General features: G+C 65.8%; 13 protein-coding genes. 5 read left to right on the forward strand and 8 right to left on the reverse strand.

Going from position 1 to position 15,348, the window contains the following annotated elements; genetic code table 11:
• Position 1: 1 nt before the first annotated feature.
• The 5 genes from AC3CD9_RS07415 to mraZ all read right to left on the reverse strand — a co-directional run bounded on the left by AC3CD9_RS07415 (position 2) and on the right by mraZ (position 5,552).
• The gene (locus AC3CD9_RS07415; RefSeq protein WP_488367033.1) at positions 2 to 1,573 is read right to left on the reverse strand and encodes a UDP-N-acetylmuramoyl-L-alanyl-D-glutamate--2,6-diaminopimelate ligase; all 1,572 of its coding nucleotides are present in this window, start codon (positions 1,571 to 1,573) and stop codon (positions 2 to 4) included.
• The gene (locus AC3CD9_RS07420) at positions 1,573 to 3,354 is read right to left on the reverse strand and encodes a peptidoglycan D,D-transpeptidase FtsI family protein (protein WP_488367034.1); all 1,782 of its coding nucleotides are present in this window, start codon (positions 3,352 to 3,354) and stop codon (positions 1,573 to 1,575) included. The genes AC3CD9_RS07415 and AC3CD9_RS07420 overlap by 1 nt, the downstream gene beginning before the upstream one ends.
• Positions 3,355 to 3,429: 75 nt before the next feature.
• Positions 3,430 to 3,996: a cell division protein FtsL gene (gene ftsL / locus AC3CD9_RS07425; RefSeq protein ID WP_488367035.1), complete on the reverse strand. Its 567-nt coding sequence runs from the start codon at positions 3,994 to 3,996 to the stop codon at positions 3,430 to 3,432.
• Entirely contained in the window at positions 3,993 to 4,955 is a 963-nt protein-coding gene (rsmH, locus tag AC3CD9_RS07430; RefSeq protein WP_488367036.1) for a 16S rRNA (cytosine(1402)-N(4))-methyltransferase RsmH, read from the reverse strand. Before rsmH ends, ftsL begins: the two co-directional genes overlap by 4 nt.
• Before the next feature lie 165 nt (positions 4,956 to 5,120).
• Entirely contained in the window at positions 5,121 to 5,552 is a 432-nt protein-coding gene (gene mraZ / locus AC3CD9_RS07435) for a division/cell wall cluster transcriptional repressor MraZ (protein WP_039208349.1), read from the reverse strand.
• A 459-nt stretch (positions 5,553 to 6,011) separates the two neighbouring features.
• On the opposite strand from mraZ, the gene AC3CD9_RS07440 reads away from it, so the two are divergent.
• The 3 genes from AC3CD9_RS07440 to AC3CD9_RS07450 are packed head-to-tail and all read left to right on the forward strand — an operon-like array spanning position 6,012 to position 10,790.
• Positions 6,012 to 7,001 (forward strand): AAA family ATPase, encoded by a 990-nt coding sequence (locus AC3CD9_RS07440; RefSeq protein ID WP_101546280.1) that lies wholly within the window; start codon positions 6,012 to 6,014, stop codon positions 6,999 to 7,001.
• 4 nt (positions 7,002 to 7,005) lie between these two features.
• Positions 7,006 to 8,265, forward strand: a complete 1,260-nt coding sequence (locus tag AC3CD9_RS07445) for a DUF58 domain-containing protein (protein ID WP_488367037.1) — start codon at positions 7,006 to 7,008, stop codon at positions 8,263 to 8,265.
• Positions 8,262 to 10,790, forward strand: a complete 2,529-nt coding sequence (locus AC3CD9_RS07450; protein ID WP_488367038.1) for a transglutaminase TgpA family protein — start codon at positions 8,262 to 8,264, stop codon at positions 10,788 to 10,790. Before AC3CD9_RS07445 ends, AC3CD9_RS07450 begins: the two co-directional genes overlap by 4 nt.
• Positions 10,791 to 10,971: 181 nt before the next feature.
• Here AC3CD9_RS07450 and AC3CD9_RS07455 read toward each other — a convergent pair whose 3' ends face one another.
• The 3 genes from AC3CD9_RS07455 to dinB all read right to left on the reverse strand — a co-directional run bounded on the left by AC3CD9_RS07455 (position 10,972) and on the right by dinB (position 13,506).
• Positions 10,972 to 11,700 (reverse strand): YdcF family protein, encoded by a 729-nt coding sequence (locus AC3CD9_RS07455; RefSeq protein WP_488367040.1) that lies wholly within the window; start codon positions 11,698 to 11,700, stop codon positions 10,972 to 10,974.
• Between the two features lie 31 nt (positions 11,701 to 11,731).
• Entirely contained in the window at positions 11,732 to 12,139 is a 408-nt protein-coding gene (locus AC3CD9_RS07460; RefSeq protein ID WP_139469756.1) for a DUF3040 domain-containing protein, read from the reverse strand.
• Positions 12,140 to 12,270: 131 nt separating this feature from the next.
• A complete protein-coding gene (gene dinB, locus AC3CD9_RS07465; protein WP_488367042.1) occupies positions 12,271 to 13,506 on the reverse strand; it encodes a DNA polymerase IV in 1,236 nt (411 codons plus the stop codon).
• A gap of 60 nt (positions 13,507 to 13,566) precedes the next feature.
• Between dinB and AC3CD9_RS07470 the strand changes: the two genes are divergently transcribed.
• The gene (locus AC3CD9_RS07470; RefSeq protein WP_488367043.1) at positions 13,567 to 14,112 is read left to right on the forward strand and encodes a hypothetical protein; all 546 of its coding nucleotides are present in this window, start codon (positions 13,567 to 13,569) and stop codon (positions 14,110 to 14,112) included.
• Positions 14,109 to 15,305 (forward strand): polyprenyl synthetase family protein, encoded by a 1,197-nt coding sequence (locus tag AC3CD9_RS07475; protein ID WP_488367044.1) that lies wholly within the window; start codon positions 14,109 to 14,111, stop codon positions 15,303 to 15,305. Before AC3CD9_RS07470 ends, AC3CD9_RS07475 begins: the two co-directional genes overlap by 4 nt.
• The last annotated feature ends 43 nt before the right edge of the window (positions 15,306 to 15,348 follow it).

The raw sequence follows: 15,348 nt of genomic DNA on the forward strand, positions 1-15,348 counted from the left end.
ATCATCTGTGAACTTTACCTGGTTGTGCGCCGCCCAGTCGCATGGACAGCGCTGAGCGTGTCCTGGCCCGGTCGTCGAAATCGGTGACCGTGGTGCCCACGGTCTGGCCTGTCTCATGCCCCTTGCCCGCGATGAGCACGGTCGCCGAGGCGTCTGCTTCGGCAATCGCCTCATCGATGGCGGCACCGCGGTCGGGGACCTCGATGATCTTTTTCACACGGGCCCGTCCCGCATCCACCTCGGCTTCGATTCCCTGCCTGATGGCTGCCCGGATCGTGTCGGGATCCTCGGTGCGCGGATTGTCGTCGGTGAGAACGATCACATCGGCTTCACGTGCCGCCGCCTGACCCATGCCGAAGCGCTTGCCGCGGTCGCGGTCGCCTCCGGCGCCGAAGACGATGATGAGCTCATCGGAGTCGGCGTGGAGCGTCGCCAGCGCCTTCGCGATGGCGTCGGGGGTGTGCGAATAGTCGACGATGGCCCGCGGCAGGATCTCCGGGTGGGATTCGCTCAGCGCCCGCGGACCGGAGACGTCGATGATCTCCATCCGTCCGGGCACCGTGGCCACGAAGCTGCGGCCGATCGCATCGATCTCTTCGGCACTCACGCCGGCCTCGACGAGCATCGAGGCCGCCAGAGCCGTATTCGTGACGTTGAAATCGCCCGGCAGCGGTGAGCGGAGCCGGATGCTCTCCCCGTCGTCGAGGTGGAGCACGAAGTCCGATTCGCCCGGGGTGTGCTCGATGCGCCATTGGCTGCGTTCGTCGCGTCCCAGCGTACGCACGGGCACCTGTGCGGCCTCCGTCATCCGCTCGCCCCATTCGTCTTCGACGACGATGACGGCCTTGTCGGAGAAAGTGCGGGTGAACAGCTGGGCCTTCGCCTCGAAGTACTCCTCCATCGTGTTGTGGTAGTCGAGGTGATCCTGGGACAGGTTCGTGAACCCTGCGACGCTGAAGTGAGCCCCGTCGACGCGGTGCTGGCTGAGCGCGTGGGAGGAGACCTCCATCGAACAGGTGTCGACCTCGGCCGCGCGCATCTTCGCGAACAGGGCGTGCAGTTCGGGGGCTTCTGGCGTCGTGCGCACGCTGGGCACCGTATCGCCGGCGATGAGGATGGCGACCGTGCCGATGACGGCGGTGCGATGGCCCAGTGCCGCGAGCATCCCGTCGGCCAGGTAGGTCGTCGTCGTCTTCCCGTTCGTTCCCGTGACTCCGATGAGCTCCGGCACCGAGGTGGTCCCGTAGACGGCGGCGGAGACGAACCCGAGCACGGCGCGGGGTGCTTCGACGATGAGAGCGGTGACCCCGGCGAGCAGGTCCCGGTCCGCCTCGTCCGTGCTCAGCGCTTCGGTGATGAGGTGCCAGCCGGCGTCGTCGGTGAGGATGGCGTCGACACCGGCGCGGATCAGCTCGGGGGCGAACTTCGCACCGTGGACGTTCGCTCCCGGCAGGGCGGCGTAGAGCTGGCCGGGTGAGACCGCACGCGAGTCATGGGAGACTCCGGTGACCTCTGTCTCGGGGTCACCGTGGAGGGTGCCGGGTGCGATCGGCAGCAGCTGTGAAAAGCGCATCATTTCCATTCTCGGGCGGGCAGGTCGGGCTTCTGCGTCGACGGTGGGATCTTGAGATGCCGCATGGCGAAGCCCGCGACATCGGAGAACACGGGGGCTGCGGCCTGTCCACCGTAGTAGCCGTTCCGAGGACGTTGCAAAGTCACGGAGATCGCGAGTTCGGGATCTTCGGCGGGCAGGACGCCGACGAAGGAGGCGGTGTATCCGTCGTAGCCTCCGCCCTCGGCTGCCGGTGCCTGCGCGGTGCCGGTCTTTCCTGCGACCCTGTAGCCGGAGACCTGGGCGGACTTGCCTGTGCCTTCGGCGACGACGCCTTCGAGCATCCGCAGGGTCTCGTCGGCGGCCTTCTTGCTGACGACGCGTTCCTTCTCTCCTGCGGGGGTGGAGATGGTGCGTCCGTTCGGGGAGATCATTCCGTCGACGAGGCGGGAGGGCACGTGGACTCCACCGTTGGCGATGGTGGAGATGACGTCGGTGGTCTGGATCGCGTTCGCGGCCACACCCTGACCGAACATCACGGTGTACTTCGTCCGTCCGTCCCACTCCTCGTACGGATGCAGGATGCCCGAGGTCTCGGCCGGGAAGTCGATTCCCGAACTGGTGCCGAAGCCGAACTTCTTCATGTATTCGTAGCGCTGGGCCTCGGTGAGTTCCTTACCGGCCAGCACGGTGCCGGTGTTCGAGGATTCGGCGAGGATACCGGCGAAGGTGAGCTTCTCATCGGGGTGCTCGTGGGAGTCGCGGAACTCCTCGTCGTTCGGCGCCTTCCACTTGTCCGGGACGGTGAACTCCTGTTCGGGCGTGACGAGTCCCTGGTCGAGCAGCGCTGCGGCGGTGACCATCTTCGCGGTCGAACCGGGCTCGAACATGTCGGTGAAGATGCGCGAACCGCGGTCGGAGCCGTCGACCTTGCCGGGAGAGTTCGGGTCGACGGTGGGAGCATCCGCGGCGGTGATGATGCGTCCCGTCTTGATCTCTTTGATGACGATCGACGCGGATTCGGCTTCGTGCTTCTTCCGCTGCTCTTCGATGGCCTGCTGAGCGTAGTACTGCATCGCCGGGTCGATCGTCGTCTGCAGACCCTCGCCGTCGACGGCGTCCTTCATGTTGTTGTCGCCGAGCGGGATGATCTCTCCGCGTGCTCCGCGTTCGTACTGCTGCTGGCCGTCCTTGCCCGACAGCTGTTCGTCATAGGCCGATTCGAGACCGGCCTGGGCCGTGCCGTCGGAGCTGAGGAACCCGACGAGGTTGCCGGCGACGCCTCCGGCAGGATACGAGCGCACCGAGTACTCCTCGGCGGAGATGCCGAGGACCTCGAGCTTCTTCACCGCACGCCAGGTCTCCGAGGTCAGCCCCTTGGCGACGGGGTTCCAGCGTTTATCGCCGACGAGTTTCGGATAGAGCACACCGGGGTCGGTCTTCAAAGGCTTCGACAGGGCTTCGGCTGCACCCCAGGCTCCGACGAGCTTGCCGTCGACTTCGTACTGGGCGACGTTCTGCTGATCGACGACGAGCTGGTAGCGGGAGACGCTGTCGGCAAGCACTGTGCCGTCGGCGGCCAGGATCTGTCCGCGATCGGCCGGCAGGGTCCGGGTGACGAGTCGATTCGACAACGCCTTCTCCGCCAGTTTCATCGAGTCCATACCCTGGATCGATACGAGGCGGACGGAGGTGATGAGGAGGACGAGGACCGACACCGCGGCGATGAAGCCCATCCGCCAACGCAGATCGGGGCCACCGCCCTTGCGCTTCTTCTTCAGTCGGGTCTTGGCTGAGCCCATAGCTTGAGTCCTCGGTCCTTGGTGTGGTCGGCGAATGTTTCGGTCAGGCCGTTCCCTGGTCCCGGTGAGCTCGGACTACTTCGGCGCCTCCTGGCTCGGAGCCGCCACGTCCTGGCTCGGGCTGCCCCCGACGACCGGGAGCTTCTCATCCGATCGTAGATTGGGTCGGATGTCATCACGTGTATCGGCGCGCGGGCCGGGCACGACTGTGGGCTCTTTCTCACCGCTGACGTCGATTCCGGGGGCGTCGATCATCTTCCCGGTCTTCGCATCGAGGAATTCCGGTGAGGAATCACGGACTAGGCCGAGCTCTTCGGCGGCCAGGGCGATGTTCTGCGGGGACTCACGGTATGAGTTGTCTTCGACGAGGCGGTCCTTCTGCTCGGCCAGGGCTTCCTTCTCACTCGTCAGCTGGTCGACCTTGTAGGAGGTGTTGGCGACGAAGATGTTGAGCAGCAGCACGGCCACGAGGGTGGCGAGAAGGATCCCCACGCACAGCATGGAGAAGGGCAGACGGGACTTCGGCAGTTCGAACTTGAGCAGCCGCAGCTTCGCCCCGCCCTGCTGACCACCGGCCTCTTCGAGCCGGCGGGAGCGTTCGGTGAAGTGGGGCTGACCCGCGGTCGCCTGGGAATTCCTCACGATCGTGCCTCCCTGATCTTCTGCACTGCCCGCAGTCGGACGCTTGCCGCCCGCGGGTTGGTCTCTGCTTCTTGCTCATCAGCCATTTCGGCGCCCCGGATGATCTCGGTCAGCCAGGGCTGGTGCTCTTCGGGCACGACCGGCAGATCCGGCGGCGCCGAGGAGGTCGTGGCCGCCCGGAAGGTCTTCTTCACGATCGTGTCCTCCAAAGACTGGTAGGACTCGATGACGGCCACTCCCCCGATGTGCAGCGCTTCCAGTGCCGCCGGCAGTGCGGTGCGCAGCACCCCGAGCTCGTCGTTGACCTCGATGCGCAGGGCCTGGAAGGTGCGTTTGGCGGGATGCGACTTCTTCTTCGTCTGCGGGATCACCCGCGAGAGCATGGCCGCCAGCTGGTCCGATGTCTCCCACGGGGTGTCGACCCGGTCGGTGACGATGATCTTCGCGATCTTGCCGGCCAGCTTCTCCTCCCCGTATTCGCGGAGGATGCGGCGCAGCTCGGATTCCGAGTAGGTGGCCAGCACCTTCTCGGCCGTGAGCTCCTGGGTGCGGTCCATGCGCATATCCAGGGGTGCCGGCCGGGAGTAGGAGAATCCGCGTTCGTCTTCGTCGAGCTGCAGTGAGGACACTCCCAGGTCGAGCAGGATCGCGCTGATCGATGAGATGCCGAGGTCGTCGAGGACCTCGGGCAGCTCGTCGTCGACTGCGTGGACGATATCGATGCGGTCGGCGAACGGGGCCAGGCGTTTCGCGGCGATGTCGATGGCCTGCAGATCGCGGTCGATGCCGACGAGGTGGACATCGTCGAAGGCCGTGAGGACCGCTTCGGCGTGACCGCCCATTCCGAGCGTGCCGTCGACGACGACCGGGGTGAGTCCGGCGTCCCTGGCGGCTTCGACTCCGACGCCGATGAGTTCGACCACGCGCGTCAGGAGCACCGGTACGTGCTGAGCTGTCATTCGTGGGTCCTTCATACGGGGGTGGTCGGGGGTGCGCTGCTGGAGCCAGAACCTTGACCGCCGTGGCCCTGCCACCGGGGAAGTGTGTCAGGACGTCCGAGCTTCGGAAACGGGGAAGTTCCCCGAAACTCGAGCACGGCGGGCAAGGATCAAACCCGAGCAGAATCAGATCACTCCGGGGATCACCTCCTCTTCGCGTTCGGCGAAGGCCTGCTGAGCGCCGACGAGGTAGTCCTCCCAGGTCGGTGCATCCCAGATCTCGACTCGGTTGCCCATGCCGATCACTGCGACTTCCCGATCGAGTGATGCGTACTGCCGCAATATGTTCGGGACCGTGATGCGTCCCTGTTTGTCCGGTTGATCCGCAAATGCCGCCGACAGGAACACACGCTGGTAATCGCGGGCTTCCTTATTCGTCTTCGGCGCGTTCTGGATTCGCGCGTGCTCGGCTTCGAACTCCGTGGTGGGGAACAGGGTGAGGCAGTTCTCCTGGCCACGGGTCAGAACGAGTCCGGGCGACAGCTCCTCGCGGAACTTTGCGGGCAGGATGAGGCGACCTTTGTCGTCGAGCTTCTGCATATGAGTGCCCAAGAACATGTCGTCTCACCCCTTTCGAAACCCATCGGCTCCGATAGCAACCACAGTACTCCACTTCCCTCCACAGATTCCAGCTTTTCACCCTACCGATGCTCCAGACTCATTGTTTTCCCAGGTCAGATAGGTGGAGGAAAGTGGGGAAAATTTCTCAGAGGCGCGTCGCGGGAGTGTCGGACACGGGGAGAACGGCGGGTCCGCGAAGGCGGTGGGCCGTCTCGGCGACGAGGGTGGAAACGGCACAGATCCGCGAGAATCCGGGGATCTCAGCCGATTCCCCGCACCGAGGTGGAGGCGAGTGGGGAGGAAAGTGGAGGGTCCGCGTGGAGGAAAGTGGGGAGGGTGGTGGGGAGTGGGGTGGGGCGACTCGGGGAGGGAATGGGAGTGGGGAGGAGAGCGGAGTGACGAAGCTGAAAGAAACTCGTGTGGCTGGGGTGCGGGCTTTCAGGGACAATGGAGGGTATGTCGACCAGCCAAGAAGGTACACAGACCAATTCCGTGATCGGCGCCGAACACATCGAGTGGGTGCAGAATCTGACCTCGCGGGCACGCACAGCGATGAACTCGGTGCTCGAGGGCAAGGATGAGGCCGTCGGGCTCTCGCTCATCGCACTGCTCGCCGGCGGACATGTCCTCCTCGAAGACGTCCCCGGGGTCGGCAAGACCCTGTTGGCCCGTGCCATGGGCAAGGTCGTCGACGGTTCCGTGCGCCGCATCCAGTTCACCCCGGACCTGCTGCCCACCGACGTCGTGGGTGTGAACCTGTTCAACCAGGAGACTCGCCACTTCGAGTTCCGACAGGGACCGGTGTTCGCGAACATCGTCATCGCCGACGAGATCAACCGCGCGTCCCCGAAGACGCAGTCGGCGATGCTCGAGTGCATGGCCGAGGGACAGGCGACGATCGACGGGCAGACCTATCCGATGCCCACGCCGTTCATCGTCGTCGCCACTCAGAACCCGATCGACATGGAGGGCACCTACGCCCTGCCCGAGGCGCAGCGCGATCGCTTCCTCACCCGCATCTCCCTGGGATATCCGGCGACATCCGATGAGGTCGATCTGCTGGACAACCAGATCCAGAACGATCCCCTCGAGACCGCTGCCGCGGTGACGAACCTCGAGCAGATCACTCAGGCCCGCACCATCGTCCGCCATGTCTCCGCGAGCCGGCAGCTGCGCGAGTACATCGTGGCGATCCTCCATGCCACCCGCAACGATCAGGCGATCCTGCTCGGCAGCTCCCCGCGCGGCGGCGTCCATCTGCTGCGGGCGGCGAAGGCCCGCGCGGCACTGTCGGGGCGCACCTTCGTCACCCCCGACGATGTGCAGGCCCTGGCCCCGTACATCCTCGCCCACCGCATCATCCCCCGCGACGGAGACGACGCAGACCTGGCGGCCGACCTCATCGGTCGGGTGCTGTCCCGAGTGCCCGTCTCGGCGAACCAGTGACCGCATGCGACTGAGCACTTCGGGCATCATCTTCGTCCTGGCCGGGGCGGCCCTGATCATCACGGCCTACCGCTTCGCGCTGCCCGGCCTGCTGCCGGCCGGTCTTCTGCTGCTCGGCCTGGTCCTGCTCTCGGCGCTGCTCATCCTGTGGGGCACCCGCCGGGTGTCGATCGCGATGAGCACGAACCTCCACGAAGTGGCGATGTCCCCCTCGGGAGACCGCTACCCGCTGGCCGCCGAAGGCAAAGAGGTCGAAGTCCAGGCGCGCGTGACCAATATCGGCCAGCTCGCGATTCCCGCCGCGACGATCGATTTCACTCCGGCCGAGGGATTCGGCGACTCCACTTCCGGTGATGTCCCGGCTCTGGCCCATGGGGCATCGCAGACGGTGCTGACGTCCTTCACCCCCAATCGCCGTGGTGTCTCCGGGATCGACGCGGTCCTCATCACCGTGTTCGGCCCTTTCGGCCTGGTGAAGATGAAGAAGAAGGTCCACGGGGTCTTCCCCGTGGCTGTGTCCGTGCCGATCCTGCCCGCGCGCATCCCGCAGGATTCGTCGATCCGGCCCGCCCGCCTCGATGACGGCAAGGTCCGCACCGGTCATACCACCCGGGACTTCCACACACGTGAGTACGTGCCCGGCGATGACCTGCGGCATGTGCATTGGCCCTCGACGGCGAAGTCCGGCGAGCTCATGGTCCGGCACGAAGCCGATGAGGAGACACTCTATGCGCTCATCCTCATCGACCTCGTCGCCGATGAGGGCGCCGAGGAGCCGAGCGATCTCGAGATCGAGTTCCTGCTGGCCGCGGCGACCGCGGCCGGAACCGCGTTCCTCAAGGCCGATTACGAAGTCAATGTCGTCGCTCCCGGACACCAGATCAGATTCAAAGGAGCCCGCGAGATCGACAAGCTGCGTCTGCTCTCCGCCCTTGTGCGCCCGGGCAGGGTCGAACTGCCCTCGCACGACAACCCCAACCACATCGTCATCTGCTCCGTCGGCGATCAGCGCGGGCAGGAACTCGCCTCGCACTTCTCCCGCCGCATGCCGGTGACTCTGCGCACTCTCAGCGAGATCGACGATCTGACGATGCTCGGTCTCAGCGAGGACCTGCCGGAGTCGTGGACGACGTTCGAATCCAAGCGCTCTCGCAGCGGCACCGGTCGGACCTCGGCCGAGCCCGGAGCGGGAACCGCCGGCGCCGCCGGCGCATCCGCGGCTCCGGGTGGTGCGAGCTCGACTCCGCAGGGGGTGCGCCGATGAGTCTGAATACTCCTGACACACGTCTGCGCGGAGCCGATTCCGAGTCCCCGGCGAACGACCATTCGACACCTGTGTCGACGGGCGATGAGCGTCCGAGCACGGGTTGGCTCGAGGCGATCGTCGTCTTCGTCGCCATGGCTCTGACCGCTGTCGCCGTATCGGCGGTGTTCAAGGACTTCGCCTGGGTCTCGCCCGTCCTGGTCGCCGTCGCCGTCGTCGTCATCGTCGGCGCCGTGTTCCGCACCGTTCCGGCACTGCGCTCGACCGGAACCGCGGTCATCGCCCAGTGCGTGGCCGGTCTCATCGCGGTCTTCATCGTCTGCGCCGGGGATTCGCTGCTGTTCGGGTTCATCCCGACCGGTGAGTCCTTCGGAACGGTGATCGATCTGCTCTCCGAGGGGGTCAGCGACCTCTACGCGACCGCTCCCCCGGCGGCGAGCACACCGGGCTTCATCGCGATGCTCACGATCGCCTTCACCCTCATCACGATCCTCATCGACGGCCTCGTCTCGGATCTGCGGGCACCGAAGGTCGGCGGTGTGCTGCTGCTCGTACTGTGGATGATCCCCGTCTACTTCGCCGCGCAGGAGGTGAAGTGGTGGCACATCGTCGCGATCCTCGCGGCGTTCCTGCTGCTCATGCTCAGCCCCTATCTGCCCGCGACCCGGTGGCGCGGAGGGATGACGGCGATCCTCGCCGGAGCTCTGGCTCTGGCGATCGGCATCGGCCTGCCCATTCTGCTGCCCCCGGTGCCCACGCTGCCCGACCGGGCGTCGAAGGGCCAGGGCGACCTGACGGTGACGAACCCCTTCCTCAACCTGCGCCAGAACCTCGGCGACCGGGACGATAAGACGCTGTTCAGCTACCAGACGACGGACGAGGACGCGGATCCGGTCCGGTTGACCTCGATCGATGACTTCGACGGTGAGAACTGGGCGCCGAGCCCATTCAGCCTCGATCCGTTCGCGATCGCCTCCGACGGAATGCCGTGGCCCGCGGGGATGCCCCGGGACAAGAACTTCAAGGAGCAGACGATCAGCGTCGCCGTCGGCGACAGCTACGACCAGCAGTACCTGCCGTCGCCGTATGCTCCGCAGCAGCCGAAGGACCTGGACCGTCGGTGGATCTTCGACGAGAAGACCCTGACGATCGTCGGCAACGGTGAGAAGACCGGTGGTCTGCAGTATTCGATGGACTATCTGTCCCCGAATCCCGATGTCGAGGATCTGCAGTCGGCGACTCCGGTGTCCGAGAGCGATTTCGAGACCGAACTCGCCGTCCCCGATTCCCTGCCGACCAGTGTGAAGGAGACCGCAGAGCGAGTCACCGCCGATGCGGAGAACCAGTGGGAGGCCGCAGTGATGCTGCAGGCGTACTTCCGCGGCGGCGCTTTCGAGTATTCGCTCGATGCTCCCGAGCGGGCCAGCGGCGACGCGATCTCGGACTTCCTGGCCGATAAGCAGGGCTACTGCGTCCAGTTCTCCTCGGCCATGACGATCATGGCCCGGACGATGGGAATTCCGGCCCGCATCGGCGTCGGATACGCCGGCGGGGACGAATCCGAGAACGGCGTCGACGTGAGCATGCAGGATTCGCATGCCTGGCCGGAACTCTACTTCGAAGGTGCCGGCTGGGTGCGCTTCGAACCCACCCCCGGCGGTCCCGCCGGCGATCCGCCGAAGTGGACTCTCGCCGATGGCGCCGACCAGCAGGAGGAGGGCGACGAGACGGAGTCTGCGAGCCCGAGCGAAGAGCCGAGCGAATCTGCTTCGCCGACCGGTGGCTCCGAGGAACCCACCGAGGAGGAGACGAGCACTCAGGCCGCAGAACCGGCCGGTTCGAACCTCGGCACTGTCTTCGGCATCGCAGCGATCGTGCTCGTCCTGCTGCTGCTCGCCGCACTGCCCGCGATCTGGCGTTCGATCCTGCGCTCGCGCAGGACGAAGGATCCGCAGAATCTCGAAGCGGTGTGGACAGAGGTCCGTGCTCTGGCCACCGACTACGGGCAGAGCTTGGATTCGAGTCGGACGCTGCGCTTCAACGAGCTCGTGCTCGCCGGTGCTGTCCCAGCAACAGGTGCTGCCGGTGCCGCCGGCGGCGGGGCTGCGGATGCTTCGAGCTCGACCGGTGCGGATGCCGGCTCCACGGCACCAGAGATCGATCCGGACACCGGCGAACCGATGCGAAAGTCTGCCGCCGAGGCGGCTGCCGGTTCCGGTGCTGCCGCACAGAGCGCAGAAGGCGCCGGTTCCTCGACGCTCGATCGTTCGGACGAACGGCTGCGACGTTTGAGCAGTCCGGCCCCGTCACGTCTGTCAGAGTCGGGTCATGATGACTCTGCGCTGGGAGCGTTCGTCGATGCCCTCGAAGCCCAGCGCTACGGTGCCGCTCCCGAGGCGCTCGATGACTCGGAAGTGCGTGCGCTCGTCGACGAAGTCAGTACGGACTTGTCGGAGCGGGCCACGCCGGGCAGTCGGATCTCTGCGAAGATCTGGCCGGCCAGCCTGTTCAATCGTCCGAAATGACGATGAGCTGACGATCCTGGCCGATACCTGACGGTCCTGGTCGATGTGCGAAGAGGCGGTCCTGCGGGGCCGCCTCTTCGCTTCCTCATCCTCCACGGCGGGCTCGCCGCTCTCTCTTCCCCGCGAAGCGGCTCGTCGCAGTCTCTGAGAGCCTGGGAGCTCAGTGCGAGGGCGTGGGACCTCAGTGCCCTGCCGCGTGTTTCGCGTTCTCTCGATCGAGTACACGCAGGGCGAGCAGGCCGCGTACGGCGGCGATGGGCTTCACCAGCGGCTGTTCACCGAACCGGTAGTCTCCCCCGCGGACCAGTCGTCGTGCCAGGTCCGGGCGCATCTGCCACAGGTGGTCACGGGCTTTCTCGGCATGGTGGGAGTTCGAGACGATGCTGATCGTCGTGGCTGGGGTGAGTTCGCGGTCGATGATGGGGATCGCGTTGGCGATGTTCTCCCACGTCGTTGTGCTCTGCCCTTCCAGCACAGTTCGGCCGGTGAAGCCGAGTTCGTCCCGGGCGAAGCGTTCGAGGATGCGGGCCTCCGGTGTTCGTCCTGTGACGGCCCCTCCGCAGAAGATGAGGAGAGTCGACCGGGCTGCCGGATCGATCGACCGCAGACCCGCGCGGGCCCGAAACCGGTTGATTCCGTTCGGTCGCTGACCGCGGTTGGCATAACCGAGGACGATGATGATCTGGTCGCTGTCGGCTGTGGTCAGGGCCCGAGTGTCTGGACTCGACCGCCGGTCGCTCCGTGGTCGCCGGTCAGCAGAGCCAGAGCCAGAGCCAGAGCTATCACAGTCTCCCAGCCGACGGCGGCTCGATCGCCAGTGGGCCGCCTCGGCGAAGGCGAAGACGCCGGCAAAGACAGCAAGGACAGAACCGGCGAACGCGCGGGCCGGCATCGAAAAAGGCACCCTCATGTCGAGAGTGCCTTGATCGCCCCGAGCAGGATCATTCGCCGCGCTGGCGCTTCTCCCACCGGTCTTCCATTCGGCTCATGAACCCGGAGTTGCCCTTGGCACCGGTCTTCGCTCCGGAGTTCCGAGAGTCCGTCTGAGTGGTGTGCACATGGCCGGGACGGCTGAACGCCCAGTACATTCCGGCGACCATGAGGCCGAAGCCGACGACGCCGAGAGCGATCCACCAGGCGGAGCTGGAGACGAGCGAGATCGCGAGGATCGTCGCGGCCAGCCCGGCGAGAGCGATGAGGATGCCGAGGACGAAGCGCTTCGCCGAGAACCCGGGACCCGTGGCAGCGGCCTGGGTTTCCGAGATATTCCGGGCAAAACGAGGGTCTTCACTGCGCAGCTGCTTCTCAAGTTGATCCAACAGCTGCTGTTCGTGATCGGAGAGTGGCATCTCGAACCCCCGTTTCGCTTCCCAAGTCTTTCCCTCAATCATAGTCTCTGAGGGCCGAAAAAACATCTCCGGGGGCCGTCAGGAGCCGGATTCCCACGGGGTCTTCAGACTGTGCTCCCGCTCACCCGCTCTCAGGCCTCGGGGCGTTTGCGCAGAAGCGAGGCCTGCGAGATCGCTTCGCTGCCGAATCGCCGCCTCACCTCGTCGAGGGCGACCTCGGCTTCACGTCCGGAATGTTCCGGTTCGTCCAAGGTGGCCTGCCGTCCCGTGACGGCGAAATCGCTGAGGCCGGCGGCTCGGACGCCGAGCAGCCTGACTCCCTGGGAGCGCTGCTCACGCAGCTTGCGCAGAGCCGGGCGCAGCGCCTCGTACATCTCCCGGGCCAGATCCGTCGGCGCCGACAGAGTCACCGACCTCGACAGGGTCGTGAAATCGCCGAGGCGGTACTTCAGTCCGAGGCTTGTGGCGACCTTTCCTTCTGCACGGACTCGGTAGGCGACCTTGTCGGCGAGGCGCAGCAGTTCGTGTTCGAGCACGGCGACGTCCCAGATGTCCTCGCCGAACGTGTTCTCGGCACTGATCGAGTGTTCCTTGGCTTGGTGGTCGAAACCGGACGAGTCCTGACCGCGGGCAGCCCGCCACAACTGGTGGCCGTGCGCACCGAAGACGCGTGCGGCCCAATCCTCGTCGACTGCGGCGAGGTCGCCGATAAGACGGATTCCGTAGCGGAAGAACCCCTCCTGTGTCTTCTCCCCCACCCCGGGCAGGGCTTCGATCGGCATCGGGTCGAGGAACTCCTGGGTAGCGGCCGCGGGCACGAGCAGCTGGCCGTTCGGCTTCGCTCTCGTCGAGGCGAGTTTGGCCACGACTCGGCTGACGGCGATGCCGACCGAGGCGCTCAGACCGGTGCGCTCTTGGATCTGGGCTCGCAGCTGCGTGGTGATCTCCACCGGGGAGCCGAGCCGTCGCACGGCTCCGGAGACGTCGATATAGGCTTCGTCGACGCTGACCTGCCGTACGTCGGGGGTCACCTCGGCGACGAGATCGAAGACTTGTCGGGAGTACGAGGAATACAGGCCGTGGGACGGTGGGATCACCTCGGCGACGGGGCACAGGTTCATGGCCCGCGACATCGGCATCGCCGCATGCACTCCGAACTCGCGGGCTTCATAGCTGGCCGAGACGACGACTCCGCGTCCGCTGCGTCCGCCGACGATGACGGGACGGCCGACGAGGTGCGGGCGACTGAGCAGCTCGACGGAGACGAAGAACGAGTCCATGTCGAGGTGGAGCATGGTGGCACCGGTGTCGTCCGTGCCCAGACGGCTCAGATCACCTCCGGATCGTGCCAGCTGCTTCCGACTCATCGCCTGCCCCTCGCGTTCGTTCCTTTCGGCTCCGCCGAACAGTCCAGGTACTCTTGAAGCATGGTATCGCGCACCGCTGTCATGACACTGCCCATCGTTGCCGCGCTTGCTCTCGCGGGCTGCTCGGGAACCGGTGGAGACAAGGTCGAATCGACCCCTTCGGCTTCTCAGGAGGCCTCGACCTCCGCGTCCCCGACCGAGGACGAGACCGCCTCGGCCGAAGCATCGACCGAGGCCACAGGCTCGGACCCCGATACGTCGAACGATGTGAAGGATCTGCCCGAGTACATCAAGCCGTACCCGGATTCCGAGGTGCTGTCGGCGTCGATCGTCAAGGCTCACAACGACAAGGACAAGAAGCTGCCGGAACAGGTCAGCCTCGTCGTCCGGGCGAAGGCCGATGCCAAGGACATCTTCGAGTTCTACGAGAAGGAGCTCGGCAAGGCGGACTTCGAACGCCTCGGCGATGAGGTGAAGACGAAGAGCGCCCGCGTGGTCAACTTCAAGCACAAGGACAATGACAGCGTCCTCGTCGTCACGGTCGCCGAGGATTCGGAGGACAAAGCGAATTCGATCGTGACCGTCGGCGGAAACATCGGTTCATGACCTCGCACAGATCAGGGATGACCGGCGACCCCCATGAGCCCGCCCCGTCCGTCGCACCCAGCTCGGCCGACGCCCTTCCCACCCTCGTCGAGTCCCTCGACTCTCCCGAGTCCATCGCCGCCGAGGTGTCCGCCCAGTTGGAGGCCTTCCTCGCCGAGAAGGCTGCCGAGTTCGAGGCGATCTCACCCGATGCCACAGCGATCGGCGACGCGCTCATCGAGTTCACCCGCGGCGGCAAGAGGATCCGTCCCGTCCTGCTGTGGTGGGGCTTCCAGCTCGCCGGCGGCACCGCCGCCGAGGTCACCGCGGGTCTGGCTCAGGCAGCCGGTTCGCTCGAGCTGCTCCACGCCGCCGCGCTCATCCATGATGATGTCATCGACAATTCGGACACCCGTCGCGGCCGGCCGGCCCTGCACCGACAGTTCGAAGCCCGTCATCAGCACTCCGGCTTCCATGGCGACGGCGCGTCCTTCGGCGTCTCCGCTTCCATCGTCATCGGCGATATCTGCCTGGCGCTGAGCGAGGAGCTCTTCGAACGCTCGCAGGAGGCCCTGGGCAACAGCCGCGCCGCCCTCGAACTGCGCGGAACCGTGCGCCGAGACGTCATGGTCGGCCAGTATCTCGATGTGCTTGCCGAGGTCATCCCCCTCGGCGACGACCGGATCGCCGATCGCGCGTGGGAGGTGCTGAGCTTCAAGTCGGCGAAGTATTCGGTCGAACAGCCGCTCCTCCTCGGCGCGGCCCTGGCCGGAGCGGACGCTGGACAGCTGCAGGAGATCTCCGCTTTCGGTCTTCCCCTCGGACAGGCATTCCAACTGCGCGACGATGTGCTCGGCATCGCCGGTGACCCCGAGGCCACAGGCAAACCCGCCGGCGACGATATCCGGGAGGGCAAGCGGACCGTGCTCATCGCCGAGACCGCGGCCCGGATCTCGGCGGACCAGCTCGAGATCCTCGCCGCGCGGTTGGGCGATCCGGATCTCAGCGACGCCGAGGTGGCCGAATGCGTTGACATGATCACGGACTCGGGCGGACTCGCCGCCGTCGAATCCTTCATCGATGCCAAACACGCACAGTCGACGGCCGTCCTCGACGGCTGGCTGGAAGAGGCTTCGACGGTCACTGCTATCGGCGATCTCGCTCATGCCCGATTGCACGGATTCGCCACAGCTCTCAGCTACCGCAACAGCTGAACCCGCGAACTGCTCCAGCTGAGTCCGCGAACCGCACCGGCTG

The organism is Brevibacterium sp. MGP-B1 (assembly GCF_057766545.1).

Coding starts and splice junctions, on each gene's coding strand:
- AC3CD9_RS07415 (WP_488367033.1), bottom strand. CDS start 1,573: ATGCGCTTTTCACAGCTGCTGCCGATCGCACCCGGCACCCTCCACGGT.
- AC3CD9_RS07420 (WP_488367034.1), bottom strand. CDS start 3,354: ATGGGCTCAGCCAAGACCCGACTGAAGAAGAAGCGCAAGGGCGGTGGC.
- rsmH (WP_488367036.1), bottom strand. CDS start 4,955: ATGACAGCTCAGCACGTACCGGTGCTCCTGACGCGCGTGGTCGAACTC.
- mraZ (WP_039208349.1), bottom strand. CDS start 5,552: ATGTTCTTGGGCACTCATATGCAGAAGCTCGACGACAAAGGTCGCCTC.
- AC3CD9_RS07440 (WP_101546280.1), top strand. CDS start 6,012: ATGTCGACCAGCCAAGAAGGTACACAGACCAATTCCGTGATCGGCGCC.
- AC3CD9_RS07445 (WP_488367037.1), top strand. CDS start 7,006: ATGCGACTGAGCACTTCGGGCATCATCTTCGTCCTGGCCGGGGCGGCC.
- AC3CD9_RS07450 (WP_488367038.1), top strand. CDS start 8,262: ATGAGTCTGAATACTCCTGACACACGTCTGCGCGGAGCCGATTCCGAG.
- AC3CD9_RS07455 (WP_488367040.1), bottom strand. CDS start 11,700: ATGAGGGTGCCTTTTTCGATGCCGGCCCGCGCGTTCGCCGGTTCTGTC.
- AC3CD9_RS07460 (WP_139469756.1), bottom strand. CDS start 12,139: ATGCCACTCTCCGATCACGAACAGCAGCTGTTGGATCAACTTGAGAAG.
- dinB (WP_488367042.1), bottom strand. CDS start 13,506: ATGAGTCGGAAGCAGCTGGCACGATCCGGAGGTGATCTGAGCCGTCTG.
- AC3CD9_RS07470 (WP_488367043.1), top strand. CDS start 13,567: ATGGTATCGCGCACCGCTGTCATGACACTGCCCATCGTTGCCGCGCTT.
- AC3CD9_RS07475 (WP_488367044.1), top strand. CDS start 14,109: ATGACCTCGCACAGATCAGGGATGACCGGCGACCCCCATGAGCCCGCC.